Origin of the sequence: Gordonia sp. NPDC062954, from assembly GCF_044543825.1 — a bacterium.
GTDB classification, from domain to species: Bacteria; Actinomycetota; Actinomycetes; order Mycobacteriales; family Mycobacteriaceae; genus Gordonia; species Gordonia tangerina.
Genome location: NZ_JBITWL010000025.1, coordinates 51,561 through 74,525, shown reverse-complemented (window position 1 = coordinate 74,525; position 22,965 = coordinate 51,561). Strand labels below are relative to the sequence as shown.

Below are 22,965 nucleotides of genomic sequence, written 5' to 3'. Positions count from 1 at the left end.
GGCGTTCAGTGTGCCGCCCCGTGGCCCGGGAACGTCAGGAAGACGGTCTCGCCCTGGCCCTGCAGACGGATGTCGAACGCATGTCCCTGCGCATCGGCCTCCGCGACCAGCGTCGCGCGACGGTCCGGCTCGAGGCTGCTGAGAAGGGGGTCCGCAGCGAGGGCGGCCTCGTGTCCCGGCAGATATGCGCGTGTGAAGAGCCGATCGAGCAGGCCACGCGCGAACACCGTGAGCGCGAAGAACGGTGCGCCCCCGTCGACCCCACCCGGCGCGATCGTCGAGAACGAGTAGTGGCCGGCGTTGTCGGTCGACGACCGGCCCCAGCCCGTGAACGTCCAACCGTCGCGGCGCAACGAGCCCGGCTGCTGGACGATCGCGCCGGACGCGTCCGCCTGCCAGAGCTCGACCAGCGCGTCGGGGACCGGCGCACCAGAACCGTCGAGCACGCGGCCGTGGAACCGGATCGCACCCGGGCTGCTCGCAGGCACCAGTTCGGAGTCGCCGTCATAGGGGAGTGCGTAGTGGAAGAACGGGCCCACCGTCTGGCCGGGCGTGGGGTGCAGGCGGGGGCTCATGCGTGGTCCTTGTCGTCGTTGTTCTCGGTCCAGGTGCGGTGGGCGCCGGTGAGCACGATGTCCCACCGGTAGCCGGTCGACCACTCGGGTCGCGTCAGGTCATGGTCGTAGCGGGCGACGAGGCGGTCACGGGAGCCCTGGTCGGTGATCGACTGGTAGATCGGGTCCAGCGCGAACAGGGGATCGCCCGGGAAGTACATCTGCGTGACGATGCGCTGGGTGAACTCGGTGCCAAACAGGGAGAAGTGCACGTGGGCGGGACGCCACGCATTGCGGTGGTTCCGCCACGGGTACGGACCCGGTTTGATCGTCTGGAATGAGTAGCTACCGTCCGCACCGGTCAGGCACCGCCCGGCGCCGGTGAAGTTCGGGTCGAGCGGCGCAGGGTGCTGATCACGCTGGTGGATGTAGCGTCCTCCGGCGTTGGCCTGCCAGATCTCGACCAGCTGGCCCGCGACCGGGCGTCCGTCGCCGTCCACGACCCGGCCGGAGATCGTGATGCGCTCGCCGATCGGCTCGCCCGAGCGCTGAATCGTCAGATCGGCCTCGAGTGGATCGACGTCCCGGTGGCTGAAGCACGGAGACCACAACTCGACGCCTTCCGGATCGACCTGGTGCAGATCCTTGGTCGGATGCCGCAGGAGGCTGCTGCGGTACGGGGAGTAGTCGAGGCGGGGCCGGATAGCGGACGGGTCGGTGCCGGCGGACAGGTCGGCGATCTCGGCGCTGATCTCGGCTTGGGTCGATAGGTCAGGAGTGCTCACCAGCCCGACGGTAGGTGGCCGGGGCGTACGCTTCGAGCTATATCGTTCACTGAGTGAAAGGGGGGCGACGATGGCCGGCAACACCTCCGACCCGGGAGCCAGTGTCGCCTCGCGCCTGCTGACCGTTCTCGGCGCCTTTGACGATGAGCACCGGGCGATGACGCTGAGCCAGATTGCGCGTCGGGCGGGTCTACCGCTGCCGACCACTCACCGATTGGTGGCCGAACTGGCCACCTGGGGCGGCTTGGTGCGGCGGCCGACCGGCGAGTACGTGGTGGGTCGCCGGATCTGGGAGCTCGCACTACTGGCGCCGACCCAGACCGGCCTGCGCCAGATCGCCGAGCCGTTCCTCCACGACGTGTACGGCGCGACGCTGGCCACCGTGCACCTCGCGGTGCGCGAGGGCGCCGAGGTGTTGTACCTCGACCGGCTGTCCGGCACGGCGTCCGTCCCGATCGTCAGCACCGTCGGCTCCCGACTGCCGCTGCACTGCACGGCGGTTGGGAAGGTGCTGCTCGCGCACGCGCCCGACGACGTGCTCGCCGAGACGCTCGGGTCATTGACCCGAATGACGCCGTACACGGTGACCCAGCCCGGGCTCCTGCGCCAGCAGCTGGCCCGGGTGCGGCGCAACGGGTACGCGACAACGGCCGAGGAGATGTCCCTCGGGGCGTGCTCGGTGGCCGTCCCCGTGCTTCGAGACACCGCGGTCGTCGCATCCCTCGGACTGGTGGTTCCCCGCTTGACGAGGGACAGGACCCGCCTCGTCGGAGTCCTCCAGGCCGCGGCGTTCGGTATCGGCCGGGAACTGGCGTCAGGCGGGTGATGGGAAGAAGATCTGACGCGGGCCAGAGGGGAGACAGGGGCCGACGCTGACCCATCTAGACCGATGTCCGGCGAAGTCGTACTTGAGGCATGAGAATTCAAAAAATCGAACCCCACGGAATCCGGGGCACACCAATGTGCCCATCAAACCCGGGGCACACCAATGTGCCCATCAAACCCGGGGCACTTCAGAAGCGGTATTGCTCGCACCACAGCCTTGACCTGGAAGGGCAGGAATGCCAGCCATGAACTTTTTACCGCCCTGCCCACGGGTGCGTAAGCGCAGCGTGCCGGAGATGGATGCGGCATCGGATGCCCCGGTGGCAGGTCACAGCGCGTGAGACATCCGGGCCGTGGATTCGCCGCTTTGGCTGTGGCCGTACTGGTGACTGTCTTAACAAACATGCCGGTGTTTCTCCTTGGGGCGCTGGCCACGGAGATCACCGCAACAATCCGCGTCCCGGCCTACGGGATCGGCCTGGCGGTAGGGGTCTACTGGGCTGCGGCCGCCCTCACCTCCGCGTGCACCGGTGTGATTGGTCGTGTGCTCAGCGAGAAAGGCATGGGCATCGCCGCCTTGCTTCTGGCGGTCGTGAGCCTGACCGGCAGCGCGTCCTGGATCTCTGCGTGGCCGTGGCTAATTGTATGGGCATCCCTGGGGGGACTCGGGAACGGTCTCGGGCACCCTTCCTCCAACCACTTGCTCGTCACGCACATCCCAGCCGCCTCGTGCGGGCTGGCCTTCGGGGTGAAACAGGCCGCGGTCCCTGTGACGGGGTTGGTCGCCGGCGTTTCGATCCCGTTGGTTGCGTTGACTCTGGGATGGTCCATGGCCTTCCTGCTGATGGCTGTACTGGGCATGCTCGTACTGGTCCCCGTGGCCCGGACCCGGACCATGCCGGTCGTTATGGGTACGACCCGGCCGGCGGGGCAATGGGATACCCAGATGCGTTCGGCGTTGGTGCTGATGGCCGCGATGACGATGTTCGCGGGCGGTGCCGTTACGTCCGCCGTGGCCTTTGCCGTGATCGGCGCGCTGGAGCGGGGGATTGCAGTCGGCCCGGCTGGTGTGATTCTGGCCGTCGGCAGCGCCTTAGGAGCCGCGACCCGTATCGTCATTGGCGGAGTCGTCGATCGAGGCGGCGTGTCAGCACTTTCTCTGATCCAGACAGCACTCATCGTCTGCGCCGTCGGGCTTTCACTCATGGCGATCCCCACCACCTGGAGCTACGTGGTAGGTGTCCTGCTAGCGGTGGGCCTGGGGTGGGGGTGGCCAGGTCTGGTGCACTTCCTCATCTCGCACATGGCGCCTGGGGCCACCGCAGCGGCCACCGGCATTGTCCAGACCGGCACGTACATCGGCAATACCATCGGCCCCGTGCTCACCGGGGTGGCCCTTAGCCCCGCTGATTCACGGGCCGGTGTGACTGCTGCTGTCGGGTGACGGCGGGATCGATTTCGTGGGTGGGCGTGCGTGTGTGCCGGCTGGCGCTGCCGGTGGGCGGGTCCCCGGGTGGTGATGTCGTGGGCGGGCATGTGAGGTCAGGCTGGTTTGGGGATCGCGGCGATCGTGTTGAACACAGCGACGATCGCGACGGCCCAGGGCCATGTTTCCGGGATCTTCACTTTTCGCCGTCGGCCGCTGCGGACCAGCCGGGCTGCCACGTGAAGGAAGCGGTAGCGCAGTGCCTTGGGCTCGCACAACGCCAGGACTGCGGCCTCGCCGGTGCAAGCGAGCATCCGCGTCCAGGCAACGAGGTCCGCTGCGATCATCACCGCGACGAGCCAGGCCTGGTTGAGCGCGAACCCCCGCGAAGGTAGCCGCCCGAGCCCGGTGTCCTTGGCGTGGCGTATCCGGTCCTCGACCCGGGCGTGAGCCCGATGCCTGGCCTCGAGGAATTGCAGCTGACCCGTGGCGGTGGTGTTGGTGACAAAAGCCTGGTAGCGCCATCCATCGATCTCCTCGAACATCGACAACTGAGCACCCGGATGGGGCCGCTCGCGGCGCACGATCACCCGCATCCCGTCTGGCCACTTGGCGAGCATCCGTTGGGAGAGGAATCCGGTCAGCTCCGCGATGTCGGCCCCGTCACGAATGTCCCCGTTGGGGTTGAGCGCTGGTCCCCACGCGGCTTCGGGGCAGGTCGCGATGGCCCGGCGAATCGGGGCAGTGATGGAGAAGCCGACCGAGTACTCCACCTGTCGACCACGGACGCGGTTCTGCTCGGTGATCCAGTCGATCAGGTCGTGGGAGGCGCCGGCACCGTCGGAGCGGATCAGCAGATCACGCCGATGACTGGCGGGGATCTGCGCGATTGCCTGGCCCAGGACGTCGATGTGGTCGGCGGCGGTGTTGGACCCGGCGTTGCCTGGGCGCAAGCTCGCGGCGAGGAACTCTTCTGTGTTGTCGCACCACACGCCGATCGGGTGGTACCCGAACGTGCGCTTATACGTCGGCGCAGCAAGCTCCTTCTCGCTGTGAGTGACCACAATGGTGGCGTCCACATCGAGCACGACCGTCGATCCCAGATCCCGCCCCGCACACGCCGATGCGGGCACTCCGCCGGGCAGGTGGGACCACACGTGCCGCCGCGTGCGAGCCCGCGCCACCTGGATCTTCTTGCGCTTGCCGGCAGTGACCTCATCGAGCGTGCGCCACACCGTCGGCGCCGACGCCACTGGGCCCAGGGCGCCGGACTGGTGGCGCAGGACGCCGATGTCGGAGATGGACTCGCCGCCATCGGCGAGCATCACCGCGGTATCGATCAACACCCGGCCGCGATCGTGGATCGGGATGAACCGGCGGCGAGCCATGGCCCCTGACAGCTCGGCGGTCAGACCGACCTGATCAGCCAGAAGTCGAGGCACGATAGCCCCGGCATGCGAGACCACCCCGACACCATCTGCGGGTAAACGACGGTGCACGCAAAGCACTCGTCGACTTCACCTGGCCCGACATCGAGATCGCACGCAGTCTGGACGAAGCCGTGCGAACCACGAAGCCCGATGCGTGGGTCGGTAATCCGCTCAAGGAGAAGGTTGTGAAGCGTGCGCTGCGCCGGACCCTGCCCGACGAGTACAGCGATGACAAACTCGACGAGGTGTTCAACCTAGTGAAGGCTCGCGATGAGTACCGCTAGCGCATACCTCAGCATCCGGGGCATCGATGTCGACGTGATCTACAAAGACATCAAGAACCTCCACATCGGCGTCTACCCACCCCTCGGCCGTGTCCGCGTCGCTGCCCCGAAGCGGCTCGACGATGATCAGGTGCGTCTGGCCGTCATCCAGCGGCTTCCGTGGATCAAGCGGCAGCGCGAACAACTCAAGGCCGCACCCCGTCAGACCGAACGCGAGATGACGACAGGTGAGAGCCACTACATATGGGGTGTTCGTAAGCGTCTGAAGGTTGTTGAACGGCCAGGTCGTGCGCACTTCGAACCAGAAGGTGATCGCCTCGTCCTCTACGTTCCACCTGAGACGGATGCTGAAAAGCGGCGCAACTACCTCGACCAGTGGTACCGCGAACAGCTGCGGCATGCCCTACCTGATCTGATCACTACCTGGGAGAACAAGCTCGGCGTGACCGTCCCCAAGTGGTCGATCCGACGCATGAAGACCAAGTGGGGGTCATGCAACCGCGAAACCAGGCACATATGGTTCAACGTCGAACTTGCCAAGAAACACCCGGATTGCCTCGAGTACATCGTCGTCCACGAGATGACGCACTACTTTGAGCGGAACCATGGGGAGCGGTTCACGACGTTGATGGACCAGCATCTGCCGGACTGGCGGAGTCGTCGAGACCAATTGAATGCTGCACCGCTTGGTACAGAGGAGTGGACAGAGTAGATGCGGCTCACGAAGGCAGAATTTAGCGGCTTCGGGAGATTGGCCGATGCACAGATCAATCTAGACCACAAGGTCGTCGCCATCGTCGGTCCAAACGAGGCTGGCAAGACGACCCTATTGAAGGCCCTCGCCTACATAGACAACGACGAGTCGCTTACCGTGGCTCAACGATCACGCGGCCTGCTGGGTGATGTCGCCGATGATCATGTGGTGGTCAGGATCCAATATCGGCTGAACGAAGAAGATCAGGCTGCTGTCGAGCATCTCGACCTGAATGACAAGCCGACTGAACTCTGGCTCTCCAAAACCGCTGGACCCAGCGACACCCGTACAACAGTTGTGCCAGCCCCTCGTAAGAATCTCGCACCTCTGGTGTCTGCCTTAGAGGCACTGAAGACCGCAGCGACAGACGCTGCAATTGCTGATCTGAAGCCCGCCGAGCGAGAGGAGGGCGAAGAGGTTGACGAGCGACGTGAGTCCTTCACAGACCGCATGAGTGCAGCGCTAGACGTGCTACGCGCTAGTGATGAACACGACGCGGAGAAGCAGGCGAGTGAGCTTGCACCAACTGCTTGGATCGAGGAGTTTGGGGAGTACGGCCTAGATGGCGATATCCGGGCGGCCTTCGAACAAGTTCAGGCGTGGATTGCTAAAACTGATCCCGCTGATGAAGTTGCCCGGGTTCTCTACAATCGCTCGCCGGACATTCTGGCATTCTCTGAGGACGATCGGCTGCTGGCATCCAACTACGAACTGACTCCGGAAAGCGTGAGCGACCCGCCGGCGGCATTGCGCAACATCTCCACGATGGCCGAGCTTTCACTCGAGGAGCTCTGGAAAACAATCAATAACGGAGATGAAGGTGCTCGCGAAACACTGATTGAGGATGCCAACCACACTCTCCTAGCCAAGTTCACGCAGGTCTGGAATCAGTCGAAGATCTCCGCTCACCTCAAGATCAACGGCGTGAGTCTGGAGATCCGCATCAAGCAGGATGGACGAACGATCACGCAGTTCCACGAACGGAGCGCGGGCGTTCAGATGTTCGTGGCATTGGTCGCATTCCTTACCGTCAAAGGTCAGGCTGTGCCGCCGATCCTATTAATCGACGAGGCTGAGACTCACCTGCACATCGATGCGCAGGCCGACCTTGTGAATGAATTCATGACACAGACCCGGGCCGCAAAAATCATCTACACGACCCACTCACCGGCCTGCTTGCCGCCTGATCTAGGAACTAACATCCGCGCTGTCGTGCCCGACCCTCAGAATGGTCAGCGGAGTCTGATCGAGGCAAGCTTCTGGACGAAGGGGGTGGGGTACTCACCATTGATGCTAGCGATGGGCGCAGGCGCTGCCGCTTTCTCAGCGGCACGCAAGGTCGTGCTTGCGGAGGGCGCGACCGAAATGCTGATGTTGCCGTCGCTGATCAAGAAGGCGATCGATGTCGAGGACCTCGAATATCAAGTGGCTCCCGGACTATCTGAAGTTCCCGTCTCCATGTATCCCGAACTCGACCTTGAAGGAGCTCGGGTCGCCTTTCTGGTCGACGGCGACAAAGGTGGCGAGGAACTACGTAAGGCCCTCGTCGAAGCTGGCGTTGCCGAGAATCGCATCATTACCCTCGGAGCCCTGACTCTTGAGAACCTGCTCGACCCAGTCGCCTACAAACGGGTAATTGTCGATCTGGTAAATGAGGCTTCTGACAAAGAGCGCGTGACAGTAGCTGATGTCCCGGACTTTCCGAACGATGAGACCTTGCTTTGGCCAAATGTCATCAGCGAATGGGCCACGGCAAATAACCACACGGTGCCCGGTAAGCGGGTTATCGCTAGTAGGTTGGTCGAGGAGGGGCTTGCAATTCCAAGTACGGAGGGAAGTGTGATTTTGAAGGCTGTGCACGATGCGCTAAGCCGGGCGCTCGATGGAAATGGCGCGTAAACACAGCCATGGCAACAGTTGATCAACAGATCCAGAGCGCCGCAAGTGCGATTTCTTCCAACATCACTGCGCTGAGCCATGATCGCGCGCTCCTAGCCCAGAACATCCTGAGTCAACTCCGCAACCTCGTCGAGGGAGTCGCGGTCAAGCTCCACGCCGGGCGAGGTGACGGCGAGTTTCAATACACAGCCGTAGACGCAGCTATGTCTCACGTCGGTTCGAGAGGGCAACTGAACTTCGTATCGCGGTTCCACAAGCTGCTGCAGATCAGCGCGTCCCACTACACCATGGGCGGTGATCCGTCTGAGCGTCTAATGCTCAAGTACTTCGACTATCTGCTGCGCACCCGTGAACTGGTCGACACCCAGCTTGGTCTCAAGATCTTGGACAATCTCGAAGACTTCCCAGTCGATCTGGACCCGTCGTTGCGGGAGTATCACCAGAAAATTGCGGAACGAATCAAGGTAGCTCAGGTGGGTTGTTCGAGCCAGGGTCGCAAGGACCGCTATTACATCCACTCGGTGCGGCCGTTCTACACCGGCGGCCGCATCTACTACGAGGTCACTTTCTACAACGCGGTCAACAGAGTCAGCAAGTTCGACCGCATCATCGGGTTCACCGACATCGACATCACGGACAAGTATGCCGCGAACCTTGTCCTCGAAAGCGACTCGATCCAGGTACTTGGCGAGACTATGCCGATCACGCTCATCCAGGAGTGGGAGGTGTCGATCCGACCCTGCGAGTTTGATAACTTCGCGCGAATCCTTGATCTGCCTGTGAAGATGTCCACGGGTAGTTCTGAGTACCGAAACTTGATGCAGTACCTGACACGGACGGCCTCGAGTCTGCTCGACATCGTTGACATGCCGGGTGCCACCTACGGGGCTCTGAAGTCCTGGGCGACCAAGCGGTCGAAGCAACCGCAGATCTTCCCGATGCTCGACCGGGTGCGCCAGCTGAATGAGGCGAACGCGCCCGGGATCAACGTGCTGCGCTATCTGATGCTGCGCATGAATAACCAAGTCATCAAGCTGCAGTATGCCTACGACGAGTGCAACGGTTTGTCGAATCTCTGCCTAGAACACGGCTGTCGCCCGTTCGACCGCATGCCTTTCTGCACTTCCTTGTATCGGCACAACCCTCGGTTCGCGGACGTCGTCGCGAGTCTGGAAATGACTGGTCGGATGGACGAACTCCTGGCCCGCCGCGTCAAGCGGAATGTCGAGGACCGAGGCCTCCTCTATACCTCCGAGTCCGAGCTGAAGGATATGGGTGATGTCGACCGGCTGATCGCGACCTACAACGGGAAGATCTACTACAGGCATACCGGTCGCAGGCTCGTGAAGGACAAGGGGCACATCTTCATCAAAGAGTATGAGGACGGCACGGTCTCCATCATCGAGGAACTTCAGAGGCACGCCGCCACCGGCGTGCCCGGACACGACAGTGCGGCACGACAGTGGCTAGCCCAGACCACGACGGCGACCGATGATCCACTCAAGGCCGACGCACTCGAGAGGTTGTTCGTCGACTCTCAAGTGGCGTTGATCTACGGCGCTGCGGGCACCGGAAAATCCACGATAGTCAGCCTCATCGCCCACTACTTCAACACTAAAGAGAAGCTTTTTCTCGCGCACACCAACCCCGCGGTCGACAACCTCAAGCGGCGCGTAAGCGCGCAGAACTCAACGTTCAGCACCATCAGCGGACACATTCATCGCGGGGACGCTACGAACTACGACGTGCTGGTAATCGACGAGTGCAGCACCGTTAGCAACGCCGACCTCCTCAAGGTGCTCGAGCGGACGTCGTTCAAGCTCCTCGTGCTGGTCGGCGATGTCTACCAGATCGAGTCGATCCAGTTCGGGAACTGGTTCTCCCTGGCGCGCTCGTTCATCCCGGCAACCGCCGTGTTCGAACTGACCACGCCGTTCCGGACCACGAATACCGATCTGCTTGACCTTTGGTCAACGGTGCGCGAACTGAAGCCCGACATCGCTGAGACCCTGGCTCGAAACGGATACTCGACGGTGCTTGACCAGAGCCTATTCACGAGACGCCACAGTGATGAGATCGTGCTGTGTTTGAACTACGACGGGCTCTACGGGATCAATAATGTCAACCGCTTCCTGCAGAGTAGCAATCCTGGCGCCGCGACCGTCTGGGGCGCATCGACCTTCAAGGTCGGCGACCCGGTGCTCTTCAATGAGACCGATCGCTTCCGCCCTACGATTTACAACAACCTCAAGGGCACGATCGTCGATATCCAGACCTTCCCCGAACGGCTTCAGTTCGATGTTTCATTGGACACACCGGTGTCCGCGCTCGACGTCGACGGCGTCAACCTGCGCTATGTCAAGGACTCGATCGTGCAGTTTGACGTCTACGAACGCGGCACCGGCGATGATGACGACGATTCAGCGGAGGGTTCGATCCCATTTCAAGTCGCCTACGCGGTGTCGATCCACAAGGCACAGGGCCTGGAGTACGACTCGGTGAAGGTTGTGATCACCGATGCCAACGAGGACGACATCTCGCACAACATCTTCTACACAGCCATCACTAGAGCACGCCAGAATTTGAGCATCTTCTGGACGCCTGAGACAGAGCACGCAGTTCTGGGTAATCTCAGCCGTGTCGCCAACAAGAAGGACATCGCGCTACTGAAGAAGCGTCGCGGGCTGGCTCAGGTCCCGTAGTAGTGACGTGCCTCAATTCAGTACCGGGCTCCGTGTGGCCGGACTATGGCACCGCAGTCTTTGAGGATGTTCAAGACAGTTGTGCGTCCTATCCCAACCTCTGCGGCAACCGCTCGGCTCGTCATGCCTTTCTCGTAAAGCTGCACGACGTCGCGCCGCATCTGCTTAGTGATTCGCGATCGGAGGCGTTTGCGGGTCGATTGTGCCTGGTCAGGGTGTCGGTCGGTGGAAGTTGGGGTGTTGACCTTGGCACCGGCAAGGACTACCACTCGAGAAGGCTCCGGAAGTGTGCTTCCGGAGCCTTCTCGCATGTCTGGGGCACCCGAGAGTCATCAGTCCCGGTAGTCGTGAAGGTAGTGGCCGACCTCGACGGTGGTGTTGTCGGGAACCAGGGCGTCGTGGTGCAACCGCTTGGTCATGACCGTCAGGATCGTCGTCGCAGCCAGGAGGAGGCCGAGTGCGGCAACTCCGGTCACCGCTGCGCCGGTCGTCGCCTCGGCGAGCAGGACGATCCAGATGCCGCCCGCGGCGAAGCCGAGAAGCATGAACAAGTAGGCGAGAACTGCGACCTCGTGATAGCCGTGGTCGGTGTGATGGAGGGTGAACATCGCCATCATCTCCTTTGTGGGAATCCCTTCCGCTCCACTTCCGATAATACCCCTAGGGGTATGAAGTGAACTGTGTTCTGAGACACGTGGCCGGCGGCAGTGACGTGGCTCGGCGCGCATGTCCAGTCGCCGGTCGGGACGCGATTTTCACCCGCGGCGGGAGATGTGTACAGTGGGGTCAGCAACGCGGGGTGGAGCAGCTCGGTAGCTCGCTGGGCTCATAACCCAGAGGTCGCAGGTTCAAATCCTGTCCCCGCTACCATCACGAGAACCCCTGCCGGACAAAGCCTGGCAGGGTTCTTTGTTGTTCGGGTCCGCGGGCTGCAGGCGCCCACGGTGTCAGCGCACCGGCATTCCGCGACGGGGCGTCATCGCGACGAACCACGCCTCGTTGACGCCGAGCACCACGATGAGGCTCAACAACAGCCCTTCGAGTTCGATCGGGGTGAGCGCAAGATTCACCGCGTCGGCGAACCCCGGCCAGACGGCCACCACCACAACGGCGAGATACAGCGGCACACCGGCGCAGACGAAGATCCACGGCAGCACCCGCGCGTCGGTGCGCAGCGCGAACTGGTGGGCCAGCATGGTGATGCCGACAGCGCCCAGGATTCCGGCCACGGTGAACGCCGCTCGCCACACATCGGCGATCTCGGGAGCCACCTGCGCCAGCAGCGACACGGCGGCCGGGATCACGAACTGCAGGGACACCAGATAGGCCATGCGGCGTCCGGCTCTCGTTCCTCCGCCGAGGTCGTCGCGGTCCTTGATCGCCACCCACCACAGCCCGAGCAGGGTGAAATTCGTCGCGGCGACGACCCCGTAGAACGCGGACTGGTCCATGTCCTGACGATAGTCGCCCGGGGGGCTCCGCGTAACCCTGTTTGTACTGCTCACACCATGTTTTTCCGCTATCGGTGGTGCGGTTGGGCGGGGTCAGTCGGAGTGTTCGAGCACTGCCTTGAGCCGGCGCAGATCCTTGGTGTTCGCCCGGCGCATCGCACACGCCATGAACGGGGCGGCGACGGCTCCGAAGCCGGTGGGCTGCCCGCGGTTGCGCAGCGACATCCGCGTCGACTCGGTGTCCAGCCGCTCCCACTCGTAGGTGGTCTCCATCTCGAACGGGCCGTCACTGGTCCGCATCACGAACCGATGCTCGGGCACCATCTCCACGACGTCGTAGGTGTATTCGAGTCGGCGGCCCAGGAAGTGGGCGACGAACGCGATCTGTGAGCCGACCGCCAATGGCGGCGGTGTGCGCATCCGCGACGACTCGATGTTGGCGTACCAGTGCGTGGCGTTCGCCGGATCCTGGGCGTAGGTCGCGACGTCGGCGACCGGCCGTCGGATGGTGATGTGGGTGATGACGTCGACCATGCGCACCTACCTGCTTTCGCGCCGCGTAACCATCAGGCCAACACCATCATGGCAGTGCGCCCGCGGTGTCAGACGTGGATCGCCACGACCGAGTAAACACCGTCGTCGGGCAGGATGGCATCCATGACTCGGACCGAGCGCTTCACCTTCACCGGATCGTCGGGTACGCAATTGGCTGCGCGGCTCGACCGGCCGGAGGACGAGCCCCGCGCCTACGCATTGTTCGCACACTGCTTCACCTGTTCCAAGGACGTGATGGCCGCGTCCCGGATCAGTCGACGCCTGGTGGAGCGAGGTTTCGGGGTGCTGCGGTTCGACTTCACCGGCCTGGGGGCCAGCGACGGGGAGTTCGCGAACACCACGTTCACCTCCAATGTCGAAGACCTCGTCCTCGCGTCGGAGGCGCTCGGCGCCCGCCACGCGGCGCCGCGGCTGCTGATCGGGCACAGCTTCGGTGGGGCGGCCGCGTTGGCCGCGGCCCCGCGTCTGCCCGACATCACCGCCGTCGTCACGATCGCGGCCCCGTTCAACCCGGGGCAGATCCGGCATGTCTTCTCCGACGACGCGCTGCGGCGGATCCGTGAGCAGGGCAAAGCCGAGGTGACCCTGGCCGGGCGGACCTTCACCGTGGGTGCCGATATCCTCGCCGACGCCGATGAACAGCACCTCGAGAAGATCCTGCCCGAACTCGGCCGCGCATTACTGGTGATGCATGCGCCACTCGACAAGGTCGTCGACATCGACAACGCGCGTCGCATCTACACCGCCGCCCGCCATCCGAAGAGCTTCGTCGCGCTCGACGGTGCCGACCATCTGCTCAGCAAACACGCGGACGCCGAGTACGCCGCCGACGTGTTGGCCGCGTGGGCATCCCGATACCTTCCCGCGGTCGTGGCACCCGAATCCGAACCGCCACCCGGCGGGACCGTGCTCGTCGAGGAATCCGACCGCGGGCATCTCACCCAGAGCATTCAGGCCGGGCGGCACTTCTGGGTCGCCGACGAACCGCTCGGGGTGGGCGACGACCTCGGTCCGAATCCCTATGACCTGCTGTTGTCTGCGGTGGGCGCGTGCACGTCGATGACGCTGCGCATGTACGCCGAACGCAAGGGTCTGCCGCTGGAACATGTGGCGGTCCAGTTGCGGCATCGTCGAAGCCACTCGAAGGACTGCGTCGACGCACAGGGTCGTCCCTGTCGGATCGAGTTCGTCGATCGCGAGATCCGCCTGACCGGCCCGCTCGACGACGACCAGATCCGGCGCATGGGTGAGATCGCCGACCGATGCCCGGTGCACCGCACCGTCACCGGCCAGCTCGAGGTACACACCAGCGTCACGATGGCGGACTCGGCGATCCGGTGACTCTGTTGAGTGCGACCATGGTGGGGTGCAGATAACCACCGAGCAGCAGTTGCGCGAGATCGTCGGACACCCGCATCAGAAGGTGATCGACAAGGTTCGGCCCGCCCTGCATCGGGTGCATGTCGAGTGGCTGGCGGCGTGTCCGATGGTGTTTCTGGCCACCTCCGATGCCTCCGGACGGATGGACGTCTCACCGAAAGGGGACCCAGCCGGCAAGATCGTGCACGTCCTCGACGAACACCGCGTCGCGCTGCCCGAACGGCCCGGTAACCGCCGCGTCGACGGGTATCTGAACGTGCTGCAGAATCCGCACGTGGGTCTGGTCGCGCTGATCCCGGGACGGGGAGACACGTTGCGGATCAACGGGACCGCCCGCATCGTCGACGATGGAGACTACTTCGACGCGCTCACCGTCAAGGGAGTGCGTCCGCTGCTGGCGCTGGAAGTCGACGTCGAGGAAGTGTTCTTCCACTGTGCCAAGGCATTTCTCCGCTCCGACCTGTGGCGCCCGGAGACCTGGGAACCCGACGCCGTGCCGAGTACGGCCAAGCTCACCAAGGCGCTGATGCCCGAACTCGACGAGGCCGAACTCGAGAAGGCCTACGCCGAACCCGAGTTCCGCAAGTGGCTGTACTGAGTTCAGCGTAAGGCCGCGTCGAGTGCCGCCTCGAGATGGTCGCTCGGCGACATCGGGAGGGTGTGATGGGTGCCGGCCGGCAACGTGACCACTGCCGCAGTCGGTAGCGCAGCGCGGACATTCGTCGCGACCTGGGCGACATCGTGCACCCGGCTGTCGGGGGCGAGGAGCACAGAGACCCGGTGGGCGTCGAGTGCCCGGAGATCCTGTGGTCGGGGTCGGCGGGGGATGACGGGCCGGGCCGACGGAAATGATCCGACGCCGGTGGTCGTCACGGTGAGCCAATCGGGGTCGAGGTCGGCGCCCTGGGTTTCCCACACCAGTAACCGACGCTGCCGGTCGGCGTCGGGTCGGAGCAGGACGGGCAAGGCCCGGATCAGATAGGCCGCCGACATTCCGGCGAAGCATGAGTTCGGGTCGAGCAGCACCAGACGCCGGACCCGGTGGGGACGCCGAAGTGCATACGCCAGTGCGATCATCGCGCCGTAGGAGTGCGCGACCACGTCGACGGTGGGCGCTGCGCTGTCGTCGAGTACCTCGTCGATCCAGTCACAGAGGTCGTCGGTGCTGCGGAACCGGTCGCCGGTGCTCCGACTCCGCCCGGGCTCACCGATGATGTCGGGCGCGATCACCCGATGGCCGCCGGCGAGGTGGCCGGCCAACGCGGTCCACGCCATCGAGGTGGCGCCACCCCCGTGCAGAAGCAGGAGCGCAGGTGCATCGGCTGCGCCGGTTGTCCTCGGCTGCCCGGCTGTCGTCACGTGCGTGGTGCCGAACCGACCCTCGGTCTCGCTCGTCGTCGTGTCGTCCGGCCAGCGCCGCAAGAGGCGCGCATAGGCATCGTCAAATGCGGCGCCGGCTGCAGACGCGGAAAAGTCCGCGACGGTTTTCGCCTTCGGTTGAGCCATGCGTTGTCCTCCCTGAGGTAGCTTGTTCATCAAGATAATCGCTGATCAAGAGAAACGGTAGGTGGGAGGGTGCCCGATCGATCGACTCCCGACCGGGTCGCAGACTCCGATCTCGAGCTCGTCCACGCCATCCGCGAGCTCACCGTCGCACTCGACCTGGAGGGGGCTGCCTTCGCGGCGGAGCGTGCGATGCACCCGACCGATGTGCGTGCACTCATCGCGTTGCTGGATCGGGAGCGCGAAGGTGGGGTGGCCACCCCCGGGTGGCTGGGGGACCGGTTGCGGCTGAACTCGGCGTCGGTGACCGCCCTCGTCGACCGGATGTCGGCGCGGCGGGAGGGAGTGGGACCGCTCGTCGAGCGGCATCGGGACCCGGTCGATCGGCGCCGGGTGATTCTGCGGGTCACCGACGACGCCCGCGCAATGGGATGGGAGTTCTTCGGCCCGCTCATCGGTCGCGTGATGGGTGTGGTGGCGGACCTCTCTGTCGAACACCGACAGGTGGTCCGGGCATTTCTGCGCGAGGTCACCGAAGCGGTCAGAACGGAGCCCGGCGACGATCGCCACCTTCCGTCGCAGCGCAGCGACCGCTGACCGCGCACTCGGCAATCCAACGTCGTGGCAACGACCACATCGATAGGGTCGTAGTCGACCACGGCACGGTTACGGCGGCCGACAACTCGGAGAGGGATGCGACGGCGATGGGGCATTACAGCGACGCGTTCGCGCGGGCACGCGACGATCAGGACGGCTTCTGGCTCGACGCCGCACAGGCAGTCGAGTGGGTGAACCCACCGACCCGCGCCCTCGACGACTCGGACGCACCGTTCTACCGGTGGTATCCCGATGCCACCCTCAACACCTCCTACAACGCGCTCGATCGGCATGTCGCGGCCGGGCACGGCGACCGCACCGCGATGATCTGGGACTCGGCGATGGTGGGGACGGTGCGTACCTATAGCTATGCCGAGCTCCTCGACGAGGTGTCGCGGTTTGCCGGAGTGCTCGCGGCCAGCGGCGTCGCGGCGGGCAATCGCGTGGTGATCTATCTGCCAATGATCCCCGAGGCGGCCATTGCGATGCTCGCCTGCGCGCGCGTGGGTGCGGTGCATTCGGTGGTGTTCGGCGGATTCGCCGCACCCGAGCTGGCAGCACGCATCGACGACGCCGAACCCGTCGCCATCGTGACGGCGTCGGGCGGCCTGGAACCCGGACGCACGGTCGAGTACCTACCGATGGTGGCCAAGGCCCTCGAACTCTGCGCCTCGCCACCGGCGACGGTGATCGTCAAGGACCGCGAGGAGGTCGCGGGCAGCGCGGCCGACCACGACGGCTGGCTGGACTGGGACGCCCAGATGGCCGATGCCGAACCGACGGGCCCGACAACGGTGGCGGCGACCGACCCGCTCTACATCCTGTACACGTCGGGCACCACCGGAAAACCGAAGGGCGTGGTCCGCGACAACGGGGGCCACGCGGTCGCGCTGACCTGGTCGATGCGCAACATCTACGACATCGGTGCCGGCGACGTGTGGTGGACCGCATCCGATGTGGGCTGGGTGGTCGGGCACTCCTACATCGTGTACGGGCCGCTGCTGGTCGGTGCGACGACCGTGATGTACGAGGGCAAGCCGGTCGGCACCCCGGACGCCGGCGCATTCTGGCGGGTCATCGCCGACCACCAGGTCGCCGCACTGTTCACCGCGCCCACTGCGATCCGGGCCATCCGCAAGGCCGATCCGGACGCCGCCGAACTCGCCAAGTACGACACCTCCACGCTGCGGACGCTGTTCGCTGCCGGGGAGCGTCTGGACCCGGACACCTTCGAGTGGGCCACCGCGACCCTCGGGGTCCCGGTGGTCGACCACTGGTGGCAGACCGAAACCGGGTGGGCGATCGCCGCGAACCTGCGTGGCCTGGAGCCGATGCCGATCAAGGCCGGATCGCCGACGGTGCCCGTGCCCGGTTATCGGGTCGGCATCGTCGACGCCGGTGGGACGAAGCTGGGGCCCGGGGCGGAAGGCAACATCGTCATCGAACTACCGCTACCGCCGGGAACCCTGGCCGGCCTGTGGCACGACGAGGAACGATTCCACAAGTCTTATCTCGCCGCGTTCGACGGGTACTACCTCACCGGTGATTCCGGGTACGTCGACGCCGATGGCTACGTCTTTGTCCTCGGTCGCTCCGACGACGTCATCAACGTTGCCGGACACCGATTGTCGACCGGCAGCATCGAAGCGGTCGTCGCCTCGCATCCGGCCGTGGCCGAATGCGCCGTCATCGGCATCCACGACGACCTCAAGGGGCAACGGCCCAGCGGATATGTCGTACTCAAGGCCGGCGTCGAGATCGAATCCGACACCCTACGCAGCGAGCTGGTCGCCATGGTGCGCAACGAGATCGGGGCCGTCGCAACCTTCCGGGACGTGACCGTGGTGCCCGCCCTGCCGAAGACCCGCTCGGGCAAGATCCTGCGCAAGACGATGCGTCAGATCGCCGACCACGAGGAGTACACCGTGCCGTCGACGATCGAGGACCCCGACGTCTTGGCCGATCTCGCCAAGCAACTCGGCGGCTGAGCCGCGATTCAGGGCGCGAGACGACAGCAGCGTTCTCGGTACCTGTGCGACGTCGGTCAGAACCAGTTGGGTCGATCGGGCGGATGACTGGCGGTGGACGGTAGGGTGTCGGTCGGGTGATGGATCTCGCCCGGACCCGATCGTCGTGGACGACGGGCCCGAACCGCCGCCGCCGGCTGATAGTTCCTGGTCCGACAGACGGATGGGGCTGATGCATGGGTTCTGATCACATCTCGGGTGACACTTCACCCAACGAACTGCCGGCCGACACGCACGCCGAGTTACCAACAGATCCGGACACCGTTCGACCGCTGCATCTGCGGCCGACGGCGATTCTCTGGGTTCTGCTCGGCGGTGCCTGCGGAACGGGATTGCGCTACTGGGTCGAAGACCTGTTGCCCCACCACGACACCGGATGGCCATGGGGGACGTTCGCGGTCAACCTGATCGGGGCGTTCGCGCTCGGGGCCCTCCTCGAGGGGCTGGCGCGGTCCGGTGAGGACGCCGGTTGGCGTCGCCGGTGGCGGCTGCTGCTGGGCACGGGGTTCTGTGGCTCCTTCACCACCTACAGCAGCTTCGCATTGGAGATGTCGCTGCTGTCGCATCGCGGAGCGGTTCCACTGGCGATGGGATACGGACTGGCGAGCGTCGTCGCCGGCATCGTGTGCGCCTGGGCGGGAATCGCGGTGGCCGGAGTGGCACTGCGTCGACAGACAGGGGAGGTGTCGTGATCGTCCTGGCCGTGATGGCCGCCGGGGCGCTGGGCGCGGGTGCGCGATTCGTCCTCGACGGCGCGGTCAAGAGCCGGCGGGCGACGACCTTTCCGTGGGCGACCCTGGCGATCAACGTCAGCGGCTCGTTCCTGCTGGGGCTGATCGCCGGCGCCGTCATGTTCGGCACCCTCGATTCGGATGCGCAAGCGGTGGTCGGTACCGGATTCTGTGGTGGATTCACGACTTTCAGCACGGCGAGCTTCGAAACCGTTCGGCTGGCGGAGAAACGGCGGTCGCTGTCGGCCGCCGCCAACGCCCTGGCCTCGGTCGTGGGCAGCGCAGTGGCATGCGCCGCGGGTCTGGTACTGGCGTGGGCGGTGTGATCACCGCGGCGAGTGAGAGGGATGGCGATGAGCGACGATGACGTCGACTACGGACTGCGGCCCGGGGATGTGCCGCTGCGCAGACGAATCCGAGGGCCCGCCGCGAGGCGTCCCGCGCAGGCGAGTCTGGTGATCGGGTGGGACCGGTCGCCGACCAGCACGGCTGCCGTGCGCTATGCGGTGGATCTGGCCCGTAGGCTCGATGCACATGTCCATGTGGTGCATGTGGTCGACATCGACGACACACCGATCGATCCGGACGCCCCGGACTGGGGTGATCAGCTGCGGGCGACGTTGATGTCCGACGCCGCCGAGGCCAAGGATTTGCTCGACGGTCTCGCAGCGTCGTGGACATACCACAGTGGTCACGGCGACCCGGCGCAGCTGCTGGCCACCGTTGCCGATCGCTACAGCGCGCTGATGGTCGTCATCGGGAGCCCACGCGGCGGATTGCTGTCATATCTGGATTCCCTGGTGGGGCAGTCGGTGTCGCAGCAGCTGATCGGTAACCGGAAGACGCCGCTGTTGGTGGTGCCCGCCGATGTCGAATCGTGACGAACGAGCGAGCAGGTGGCGCGCTCGGACCAGTTGTGGCGCAGGTGGTCTCGATACGCCCTCTCGCCTAGCGGCTCGAGGACTACTCGACCAGCGGAGTGAGGGTCCTCGTCCGGCGGAGGGGGCCTCGACCGGCGCAGGGGGCCTCGTCCGGCGGAGGGGGCCTCGACCGGCCGAGCGAGGGGGCCTCGACCAGCTGAGTGAGGGGCCTCGACCGGCCGAGCGAGGGGGCCTCGACCAGCTGAGTGAGGGGCTTCGACCGGCGGAGGGGGGCCTCGACCGGCGGAGTGAGGGGGCCTCAACTGCCGGAGGGAAGGCTACTCGACCACCGGAGGGCGGCCCGGGACGTTCGTCGTTACTTCAGCTCGGCGCTGCTCTTGTTGAGCACGCGACGGGCGATGATGAGCTGCTGGATCTGCTGGGTGCCCTCGAAGATGTCGAGGATCTTCGAGTCGCGAGCCCACTTCTCCACCAGCAGCCGCTCCGAATAGCCCAGTGTGCCGGTCAGTTCCACCACTTTGTTGGTGATGTCGGTGCCGGTGCGCCCGGCCTTGGCCTTGGACATCGATGCCTCGAGCGAATTCGGTTCTTTGTTGTCGGCCATCCAGGCAGCCCGCATCGTGTGCAGGTATGCGGCCTCGAAATCCGACTCCATCCGAATGAACTCGGCAGCGGCGGCGTGCTGATCGGCGGCAGGGCGGTCGTAGTCAATCTGCACGCCGGCCTCCTCCAGGATGCGACGCAGCTCCTCGAGGGCCGCACGCGCGACGCCGACCGCCATACCCGCGACCATCGGCCGCGTGTTGTCGAAGGTCTGCATGACACCGCCGAAGCCCTTCTTGGTGTCGACCTCCGGTGAGCCGAGCAGGTTGTCCTTGGGGATGCGGCAGTTCTCGAACCGGATCACCGCGGTATCCGAGACTCGGATACCGAGTTTGTGTTCGAGGCGCACCACCTCGACGCCCGGGTGCTCGCGCGGTACGACGAAGCTCTTGATGGCTGCACGTCCGAGGCTCTTGTCGACCGAGGCCCACACCACGATGTGGGTGGCGCGGGATCCGGCGGTGACGAAGATCTTCTCTCCGTTGAGTACGTACTCGTCGCCGTCGAGGGTGGCCGTGGTCGACACGGCTGCGGAGTCGGAACCGAAGCTCGGCTCGGTGATGGCCATGGCGGCCCACACCTTGCCGAAGCTCTTGAGCTGTTCATCTGTGGCCACGGCGGCGATCGCGGCGTTGCCCAGGCCCTGATACGGGATGGTCAGCATCAGGCCGACATCGCCCCACGATGTCTCCATCGTGTTGATGACCGACTGCATGTTGCCGCCGTTGACCACCGCACCTTCGGGGCGGGGCTTGTCCGACTTCTGCTGGCTGCGTCCGCCGTCGGCGCCTGCGCCTGCCTGGCCTGCCTCGGCAAGGCCGTCGTAGAGGCTGGCCAAGGTGTCGAGCTCGACCGGGTAATCGTGCTCGCGCAGATCGTATTTCCGCGAGATCGGACGGAAGATCTCCGCCGCGGCCTGATGGGCCTGATCGATCGTCGCGTTCAGTTTCTTGGGGAGTTCGAGATTGATGCTCATAGTGGTTTCCTCACCGAATCCGTCGCGCCCTTACAGGACGACGATGCCCTCGCCGATGCCGGCGCCCCGCAGGTCGCGGTACCAGCGTTCCACCGGGTGCTCCTTGGTGAAGCCGTGACCGCCCAGGAGCTGGACGCCGTCGAGTCCGATCTGCAGACCCTTGTCGATCGTCAGCTTGCGGGCCAGTGCCGCCTCGCGGGCGAACGACAGGCCCTGCTCGGCGCGGGCGGCGCCACGCAGGGTGACCAGACGGATCGAATCGACCTCGGTGGCGATGTTGGCCACCATGAAGGCGACGGCCTGCCGGTTGGAGATCGGCTCGCCGAATGCCTCGCGCTCGTTCACGTAGGGGATCACGTAGTCGAGTACTGCCTTCGCGGTGCCGGCGGCCAACGCCGACCAGCCCAGACGCGACAGCCGCACCACATCGCGGTAGGCCGAGAACGCGGCCTCACCGTCGGCCCCACCCAGCAGCGCGGACTCGGGGACGGCCACATCCTGCAACAGCAGTCGACCCATGCCGGCCGCACGCACACCCATTCCCGGGTCGGCTTCGACGATCAGGCCCTTGGTGCCGGACTCGACGATGAACAGCGCCGGACGACCGTCGAGCTGTGCACCCACGATGAACAGTTCCGATGACCCGGCCGCCGGGACGAATGACTTGACGCCGTTGAGGCGGTACCCGCTGGGTACGCGGGTGGCCTTGGTGCCCAGGTCGAAGGCGTCGAACAACGGCTTCGGTTCGGCGATCACGACCGACGACTGCGGTACGTCCTCACCGGCGAAGTCGGGCAGGTAGGTGCGCTGCTGCTCGTCGGTGCCGAAATTCGTCAGTGTGGTGGCCACACCGCTCGGCGCGAGCAGCGGCAGTGCCAGCCCCATGTCGCCGTAGGCCATCGCCTCGGACACCAGTGCGTTGGTGACCACGCCGCGCTCGGCGGCGGCGCCCTCGAACTCCTCGGGCACGTTGATCATGGTGATGCCGAGCTCTGCCGAACGCTTGAGGATGTCCTCGGGCGCCGCGGCTGCGTTGTCGGCGTCGTACGCGGCCGGTCGCAGGATCTCGGTGGCGAACTCCCGAACGGTCTCGGCGATCATCTGCTGCTCGTCGTCGGGGGTGAGGTTGAAGTACCCCTTCGGCGAGGTGGTCAGCCGCTTGGCCTGACCCGATCCGCCCTGCGCCGCCTGGAACGCGCGGTTGGCCGCGCCCAGCGTCTGGAAGCCGGTCTTGGTGCCCTGGTAGGCGATACGGTTGAGGGGCTCGCGGATCTTGTACTTCTCGGCGAACTCCGACCCGGTGACCGTCGTCAGCACGCGCATTGCGGTGCCGATGAAATTGCGTGGATGCGGGTTCTTTCCGACGGCGGACGTATCGCGGGGTTCGGTATGCCGCGCTTCGGTTTGTGAGGTCATGGTTCACCAGCCTGTTCTCGGGCGGTCGGGGTCGTGCCGGGTGTGGCGTCGGCCCCTATCTTACTCGATAGTAAGTACAGACCTTACTCCTCGGTAAGTAACTTGTCACGCACTACTCTGGTCGGGTGACTGTTCGCCCCGGCTGTTCATCCCCCGGGTATCGTTTCGCGCCCCCACTGCCGCAGG

Annotated in this window: 23 protein-coding genes, 1 tRNA gene and 1 riboswitch; of the genes, 14 read left to right on the top strand and 10 right to left on the bottom strand. The window is 65.0% G+C overall.

The features are described 5' to 3' along the window. Window positions 1-5 precede the first annotated feature (5 nt). A complete protein-coding gene (gene pcaG / locus ACIGKQ_RS20590) occupies window positions 6-575 on the bottom strand; it encodes a protocatechuate 3,4-dioxygenase subunit alpha (RefSeq protein ID WP_006898355.1) in 570 nt (189 codons plus the stop codon). After that, window positions 572-1,339 (bottom strand): protocatechuate 3,4-dioxygenase subunit beta, encoded by a 768-nt coding sequence (gene pcaH, locus ACIGKQ_RS20585; protein ID WP_006898356.1) that lies wholly within the window; start codon window positions 1,337-1,339, stop codon window positions 572-574. The genes pcaG and pcaH overlap by 4 nt, the downstream gene beginning before the upstream one ends. A gap of 70 nt (window positions 1,340-1,409) precedes the next feature. Between pcaH and ACIGKQ_RS20580 the strand changes: the two genes are divergently transcribed. Beyond that, window positions 1,410-2,165 (top strand): IclR family transcriptional regulator, encoded by a 756-nt coding sequence (locus ACIGKQ_RS20580; protein WP_119699246.1) that lies wholly within the window; start codon window positions 1,410-1,412, stop codon window positions 2,163-2,165. A 336-nt stretch (window positions 2,166-2,501) separates the two neighbouring features. Then, window positions 2,502-3,608, top strand: coding sequence for an MFS transporter (locus ACIGKQ_RS20575; protein WP_327037320.1), 1,107 nt, complete (start codon window positions 2,502-2,504; stop codon window positions 3,606-3,608). Window positions 3,609-3,706: 98 nt separating this feature from the next. On the opposite strand, the gene ACIGKQ_RS20570 is transcribed toward ACIGKQ_RS20575, so the two are convergent. Continuing rightward, complete coding sequence (locus ACIGKQ_RS20570) at window positions 3,707-5,056, bottom strand: IS1380 family transposase (protein WP_016895388.1); 1,350 nt, start codon at window positions 5,054-5,056, stop codon at window positions 3,707-3,709. 95 nt (window positions 5,057-5,151) lie between these two features. Between ACIGKQ_RS20570 and ACIGKQ_RS20565 the strand changes: the two genes are divergently transcribed. The 4 genes from ACIGKQ_RS20565 to ACIGKQ_RS20550 are packed head-to-tail and all read left to right on the top strand — an operon-like array spanning window position 5,152 to window position 10,659. Next, window positions 5,152-5,304, top strand: coding sequence for a hypothetical protein (locus ACIGKQ_RS20565; protein ID WP_396574795.1), 153 nt, complete (start codon window positions 5,152-5,154; stop codon window positions 5,302-5,304). Beyond that, window positions 5,291-6,016, top strand: a complete 726-nt coding sequence (locus tag ACIGKQ_RS20560) for a M48 family metallopeptidase (RefSeq protein WP_396574794.1) — start codon at window positions 5,291-5,293, stop codon at window positions 6,014-6,016. Before ACIGKQ_RS20565 ends, ACIGKQ_RS20560 begins: the two co-directional genes overlap by 14 nt. Then, a complete protein-coding gene (locus tag ACIGKQ_RS20555; RefSeq protein ID WP_396574793.1) occupies window positions 6,017-7,957 on the top strand; it encodes an AAA family ATPase in 1,941 nt (646 codons plus the stop codon). It begins immediately after the preceding gene. 8 nt (window positions 7,958-7,965) lie between these two features. Continuing rightward, window positions 7,966-10,659 (top strand): ATP-dependent RecD-like DNA helicase, encoded by a 2,694-nt coding sequence (locus ACIGKQ_RS20550; RefSeq protein ID WP_396574792.1) that lies wholly within the window; start codon window positions 7,966-7,968, stop codon window positions 10,657-10,659. A gap of 17 nt (window positions 10,660-10,676) precedes the next feature. Here ACIGKQ_RS20550 and ACIGKQ_RS20545 read toward each other — a convergent pair whose 3' ends face one another. Then, window positions 10,677-10,820: a helix-turn-helix domain-containing protein gene (locus tag ACIGKQ_RS20545; RefSeq protein ID WP_396574791.1), complete on the bottom strand. Its 144-nt coding sequence runs from the start codon at window positions 10,818-10,820 to the stop codon at window positions 10,677-10,679. Window positions 10,821-10,991: 171 nt separating this feature from the next. Beyond that, window positions 10,992-11,267 (bottom strand): hypothetical protein, encoded by a 276-nt coding sequence (locus tag ACIGKQ_RS20540; protein ID WP_235724576.1) that lies wholly within the window; start codon window positions 11,265-11,267, stop codon window positions 10,992-10,994. Window positions 11,268-11,452: 185 nt separating this feature from the next. Between ACIGKQ_RS20540 and ACIGKQ_RS20535 the strand changes: the two genes are divergently transcribed. Beyond that, a tRNA-Met gene (locus ACIGKQ_RS20535) sits at window positions 11,453-11,529 on the top strand. Between the two features lie 77 nt (window positions 11,530-11,606). On the opposite strand, the gene ACIGKQ_RS20530 is transcribed toward ACIGKQ_RS20535, so the two are convergent. Together ACIGKQ_RS20530 and ACIGKQ_RS20525 are read right to left on the bottom strand one after the other, a co-directional pair. Next, a complete protein-coding gene (locus tag ACIGKQ_RS20530) occupies window positions 11,607-12,110 on the bottom strand; it encodes a hypothetical protein (RefSeq protein ID WP_396574790.1) in 504 nt (167 codons plus the stop codon). 93 nt (window positions 12,111-12,203) lie between these two features. Then, a complete protein-coding gene (locus tag ACIGKQ_RS20525; protein WP_235724574.1) occupies window positions 12,204-12,644 on the bottom strand; it encodes an SRPBCC family protein in 441 nt (146 codons plus the stop codon). Between the two features lie 123 nt (window positions 12,645-12,767). Between ACIGKQ_RS20525 and ACIGKQ_RS20520 the strand changes: the two genes are divergently transcribed. Together ACIGKQ_RS20520 and ACIGKQ_RS20515 are read left to right on the top strand one after the other, a co-directional pair. Then, window positions 12,768-14,006 (top strand): alpha/beta fold hydrolase, encoded by a 1,239-nt coding sequence (locus ACIGKQ_RS20520; protein ID WP_396574789.1) that lies wholly within the window; start codon window positions 12,768-12,770, stop codon window positions 14,004-14,006. Between the two features lie 25 nt (window positions 14,007-14,031). After that, window positions 14,032-14,643, top strand: coding sequence for an MSMEG_1061 family FMN-dependent PPOX-type flavoprotein (locus tag ACIGKQ_RS20515; RefSeq protein ID WP_235724572.1), 612 nt, complete (start codon window positions 14,032-14,034; stop codon window positions 14,641-14,643). A 2-nt stretch (window positions 14,644-14,645) separates the two neighbouring features. On the opposite strand, the gene ACIGKQ_RS20510 is transcribed toward ACIGKQ_RS20515, so the two are convergent. Further along, a complete protein-coding gene (locus tag ACIGKQ_RS20510; protein ID WP_235724571.1) occupies window positions 14,646-15,551 on the bottom strand; it encodes an alpha/beta fold hydrolase in 906 nt (301 codons plus the stop codon). 69 nt (window positions 15,552-15,620) lie between these two features. Here ACIGKQ_RS20510 and ACIGKQ_RS20505 point away from each other — a divergent pair, with 69 nt between their 5' ends. From ACIGKQ_RS20505 to ACIGKQ_RS20485, 5 genes are all read left to right on the top strand, one after another. Then, window positions 15,621-16,145, top strand: a complete 525-nt coding sequence (locus ACIGKQ_RS20505) for a MarR family winged helix-turn-helix transcriptional regulator (RefSeq protein WP_235724570.1) — start codon at window positions 15,621-15,623, stop codon at window positions 16,143-16,145. Further along, a complete protein-coding gene (locus tag ACIGKQ_RS20500; RefSeq protein ID WP_396574800.1) occupies window positions 16,064-18,133 on the top strand; it encodes a propionyl-CoA synthetase in 2,070 nt (689 codons plus the stop codon). The genes ACIGKQ_RS20505 and ACIGKQ_RS20500 overlap by 82 nt, the downstream gene beginning before the upstream one ends. Window positions 18,134-18,239: 106 nt before the next feature. Next, window positions 18,240-18,329: riboswitch (Fluoride riboswitch) on the top strand. Window positions 18,330-18,348: 19 nt separating this feature from the next. Beyond that, complete coding sequence (gene crcB, locus ACIGKQ_RS20495) at window positions 18,349-18,864, top strand: fluoride efflux transporter CrcB (RefSeq protein WP_235724568.1); 516 nt, start codon at window positions 18,349-18,351, stop codon at window positions 18,862-18,864. Beyond that, window positions 18,861-19,229 carry a fluoride efflux transporter CrcB gene (gene crcB / locus ACIGKQ_RS20490; protein WP_396574788.1) on the top strand — a complete coding sequence of 123 codons (369 nt, stop codon included), beginning with the start codon at window positions 18,861-18,863 and terminating at the stop codon, window positions 19,227-19,229. Before crcB (ACIGKQ_RS20495) ends, crcB (ACIGKQ_RS20490) begins: the two co-directional genes overlap by 4 nt. Before the next feature lie 27 nt (window positions 19,230-19,256). Beyond that, the gene (locus ACIGKQ_RS20485) at window positions 19,257-19,784 is read left to right on the top strand and encodes a universal stress protein (RefSeq protein ID WP_396574787.1); all 528 of its coding nucleotides are present in this window, start codon (window positions 19,257-19,259) and stop codon (window positions 19,782-19,784) included. Window positions 19,785-20,139: 355 nt separating this feature from the next. Here the strand turns inward: ACIGKQ_RS20485 and ACIGKQ_RS20480 are convergent, their stop codons facing one another. Both ACIGKQ_RS20480 and ACIGKQ_RS20475 read right to left on the bottom strand, forming a co-directional pair. Beyond that, complete coding sequence (locus ACIGKQ_RS20480) at window positions 20,140-21,363, bottom strand: acyl-CoA dehydrogenase family protein (RefSeq protein WP_235724565.1); 1,224 nt, start codon at window positions 21,361-21,363, stop codon at window positions 20,140-20,142. A 30-nt stretch (window positions 21,364-21,393) separates the two neighbouring features. After that, the gene (locus ACIGKQ_RS20475; protein WP_235724564.1) at window positions 21,394-22,779 is read right to left on the bottom strand and encodes an acyl-CoA dehydrogenase family protein; all 1,386 of its coding nucleotides are present in this window, start codon (window positions 22,777-22,779) and stop codon (window positions 21,394-21,396) included. Between the last annotated feature and the right edge of the window lie 186 nt (window positions 22,780-22,965).

Coding starts and splice junctions, on each gene's coding strand:
- ACIGKQ_RS20550 (WP_396574792.1), top strand. CDS start 7,966: ATGGCAACAGTTGATCAACAGATCCAGAGCGCCGCAAGTGCGATTTCT.
- ACIGKQ_RS20475 (WP_235724564.1), bottom strand. CDS start 22,779: ATGACCTCACAAACCGAAGCGCGGCATACCGAACCCCGCGATACGTCC.
- ACIGKQ_RS20485 (WP_396574787.1), top strand. CDS start 19,257: ATGAGCGACGATGACGTCGACTACGGACTGCGGCCCGGGGATGTGCCG.
- ACIGKQ_RS20530 (WP_396574790.1), bottom strand. CDS start 12,110: ATGGACCAGTCCGCGTTCTACGGGGTCGTCGCCGCGACGAATTTCACC.
- ACIGKQ_RS20520 (WP_396574789.1), top strand. CDS start 12,768: ATGACTCGGACCGAGCGCTTCACCTTCACCGGATCGTCGGGTACGCAA.
- ACIGKQ_RS20555 (WP_396574793.1), top strand. CDS start 6,017: ATGCGGCTCACGAAGGCAGAATTTAGCGGCTTCGGGAGATTGGCCGAT.
- ACIGKQ_RS20510 (WP_235724571.1), bottom strand. CDS start 15,551: ATGGCTCAACCGAAGGCGAAAACCGTCGCGGACTTTTCCGCGTCTGCA.
- crcB (WP_235724568.1), top strand. CDS start 18,349: ATGGGTTCTGATCACATCTCGGGTGACACTTCACCCAACGAACTGCCG.
- ACIGKQ_RS20560 (WP_396574794.1), top strand. CDS start 5,291: ATGAGTACCGCTAGCGCATACCTCAGCATCCGGGGCATCGATGTCGAC.
- ACIGKQ_RS20525 (WP_235724574.1), bottom strand. CDS start 12,644: ATGGTCGACGTCATCACCCACATCACCATCCGACGGCCGGTCGCCGAC.
- ACIGKQ_RS20545 (WP_396574791.1), bottom strand. CDS start 10,820: ATGCGGCGCGACGTCGTGCAGCTTTACGAGAAAGGCATGACGAGCCGA.
- ACIGKQ_RS20580 (WP_119699246.1), top strand. CDS start 1,410: ATGGCCGGCAACACCTCCGACCCGGGAGCCAGTGTCGCCTCGCGCCTG.
- pcaG (WP_006898355.1), bottom strand. CDS start 575: ATGAGCCCCCGCCTGCACCCCACGCCCGGCCAGACGGTGGGCCCGTTC.
- ACIGKQ_RS20480 (WP_235724565.1), bottom strand. CDS start 21,363: ATGAGCATCAATCTCGAACTCCCCAAGAAACTGAACGCGACGATCGAT.
- ACIGKQ_RS20540 (WP_235724576.1), bottom strand. CDS start 11,267: ATGTTCACCCTCCATCACACCGACCACGGCTATCACGAGGTCGCAGTT.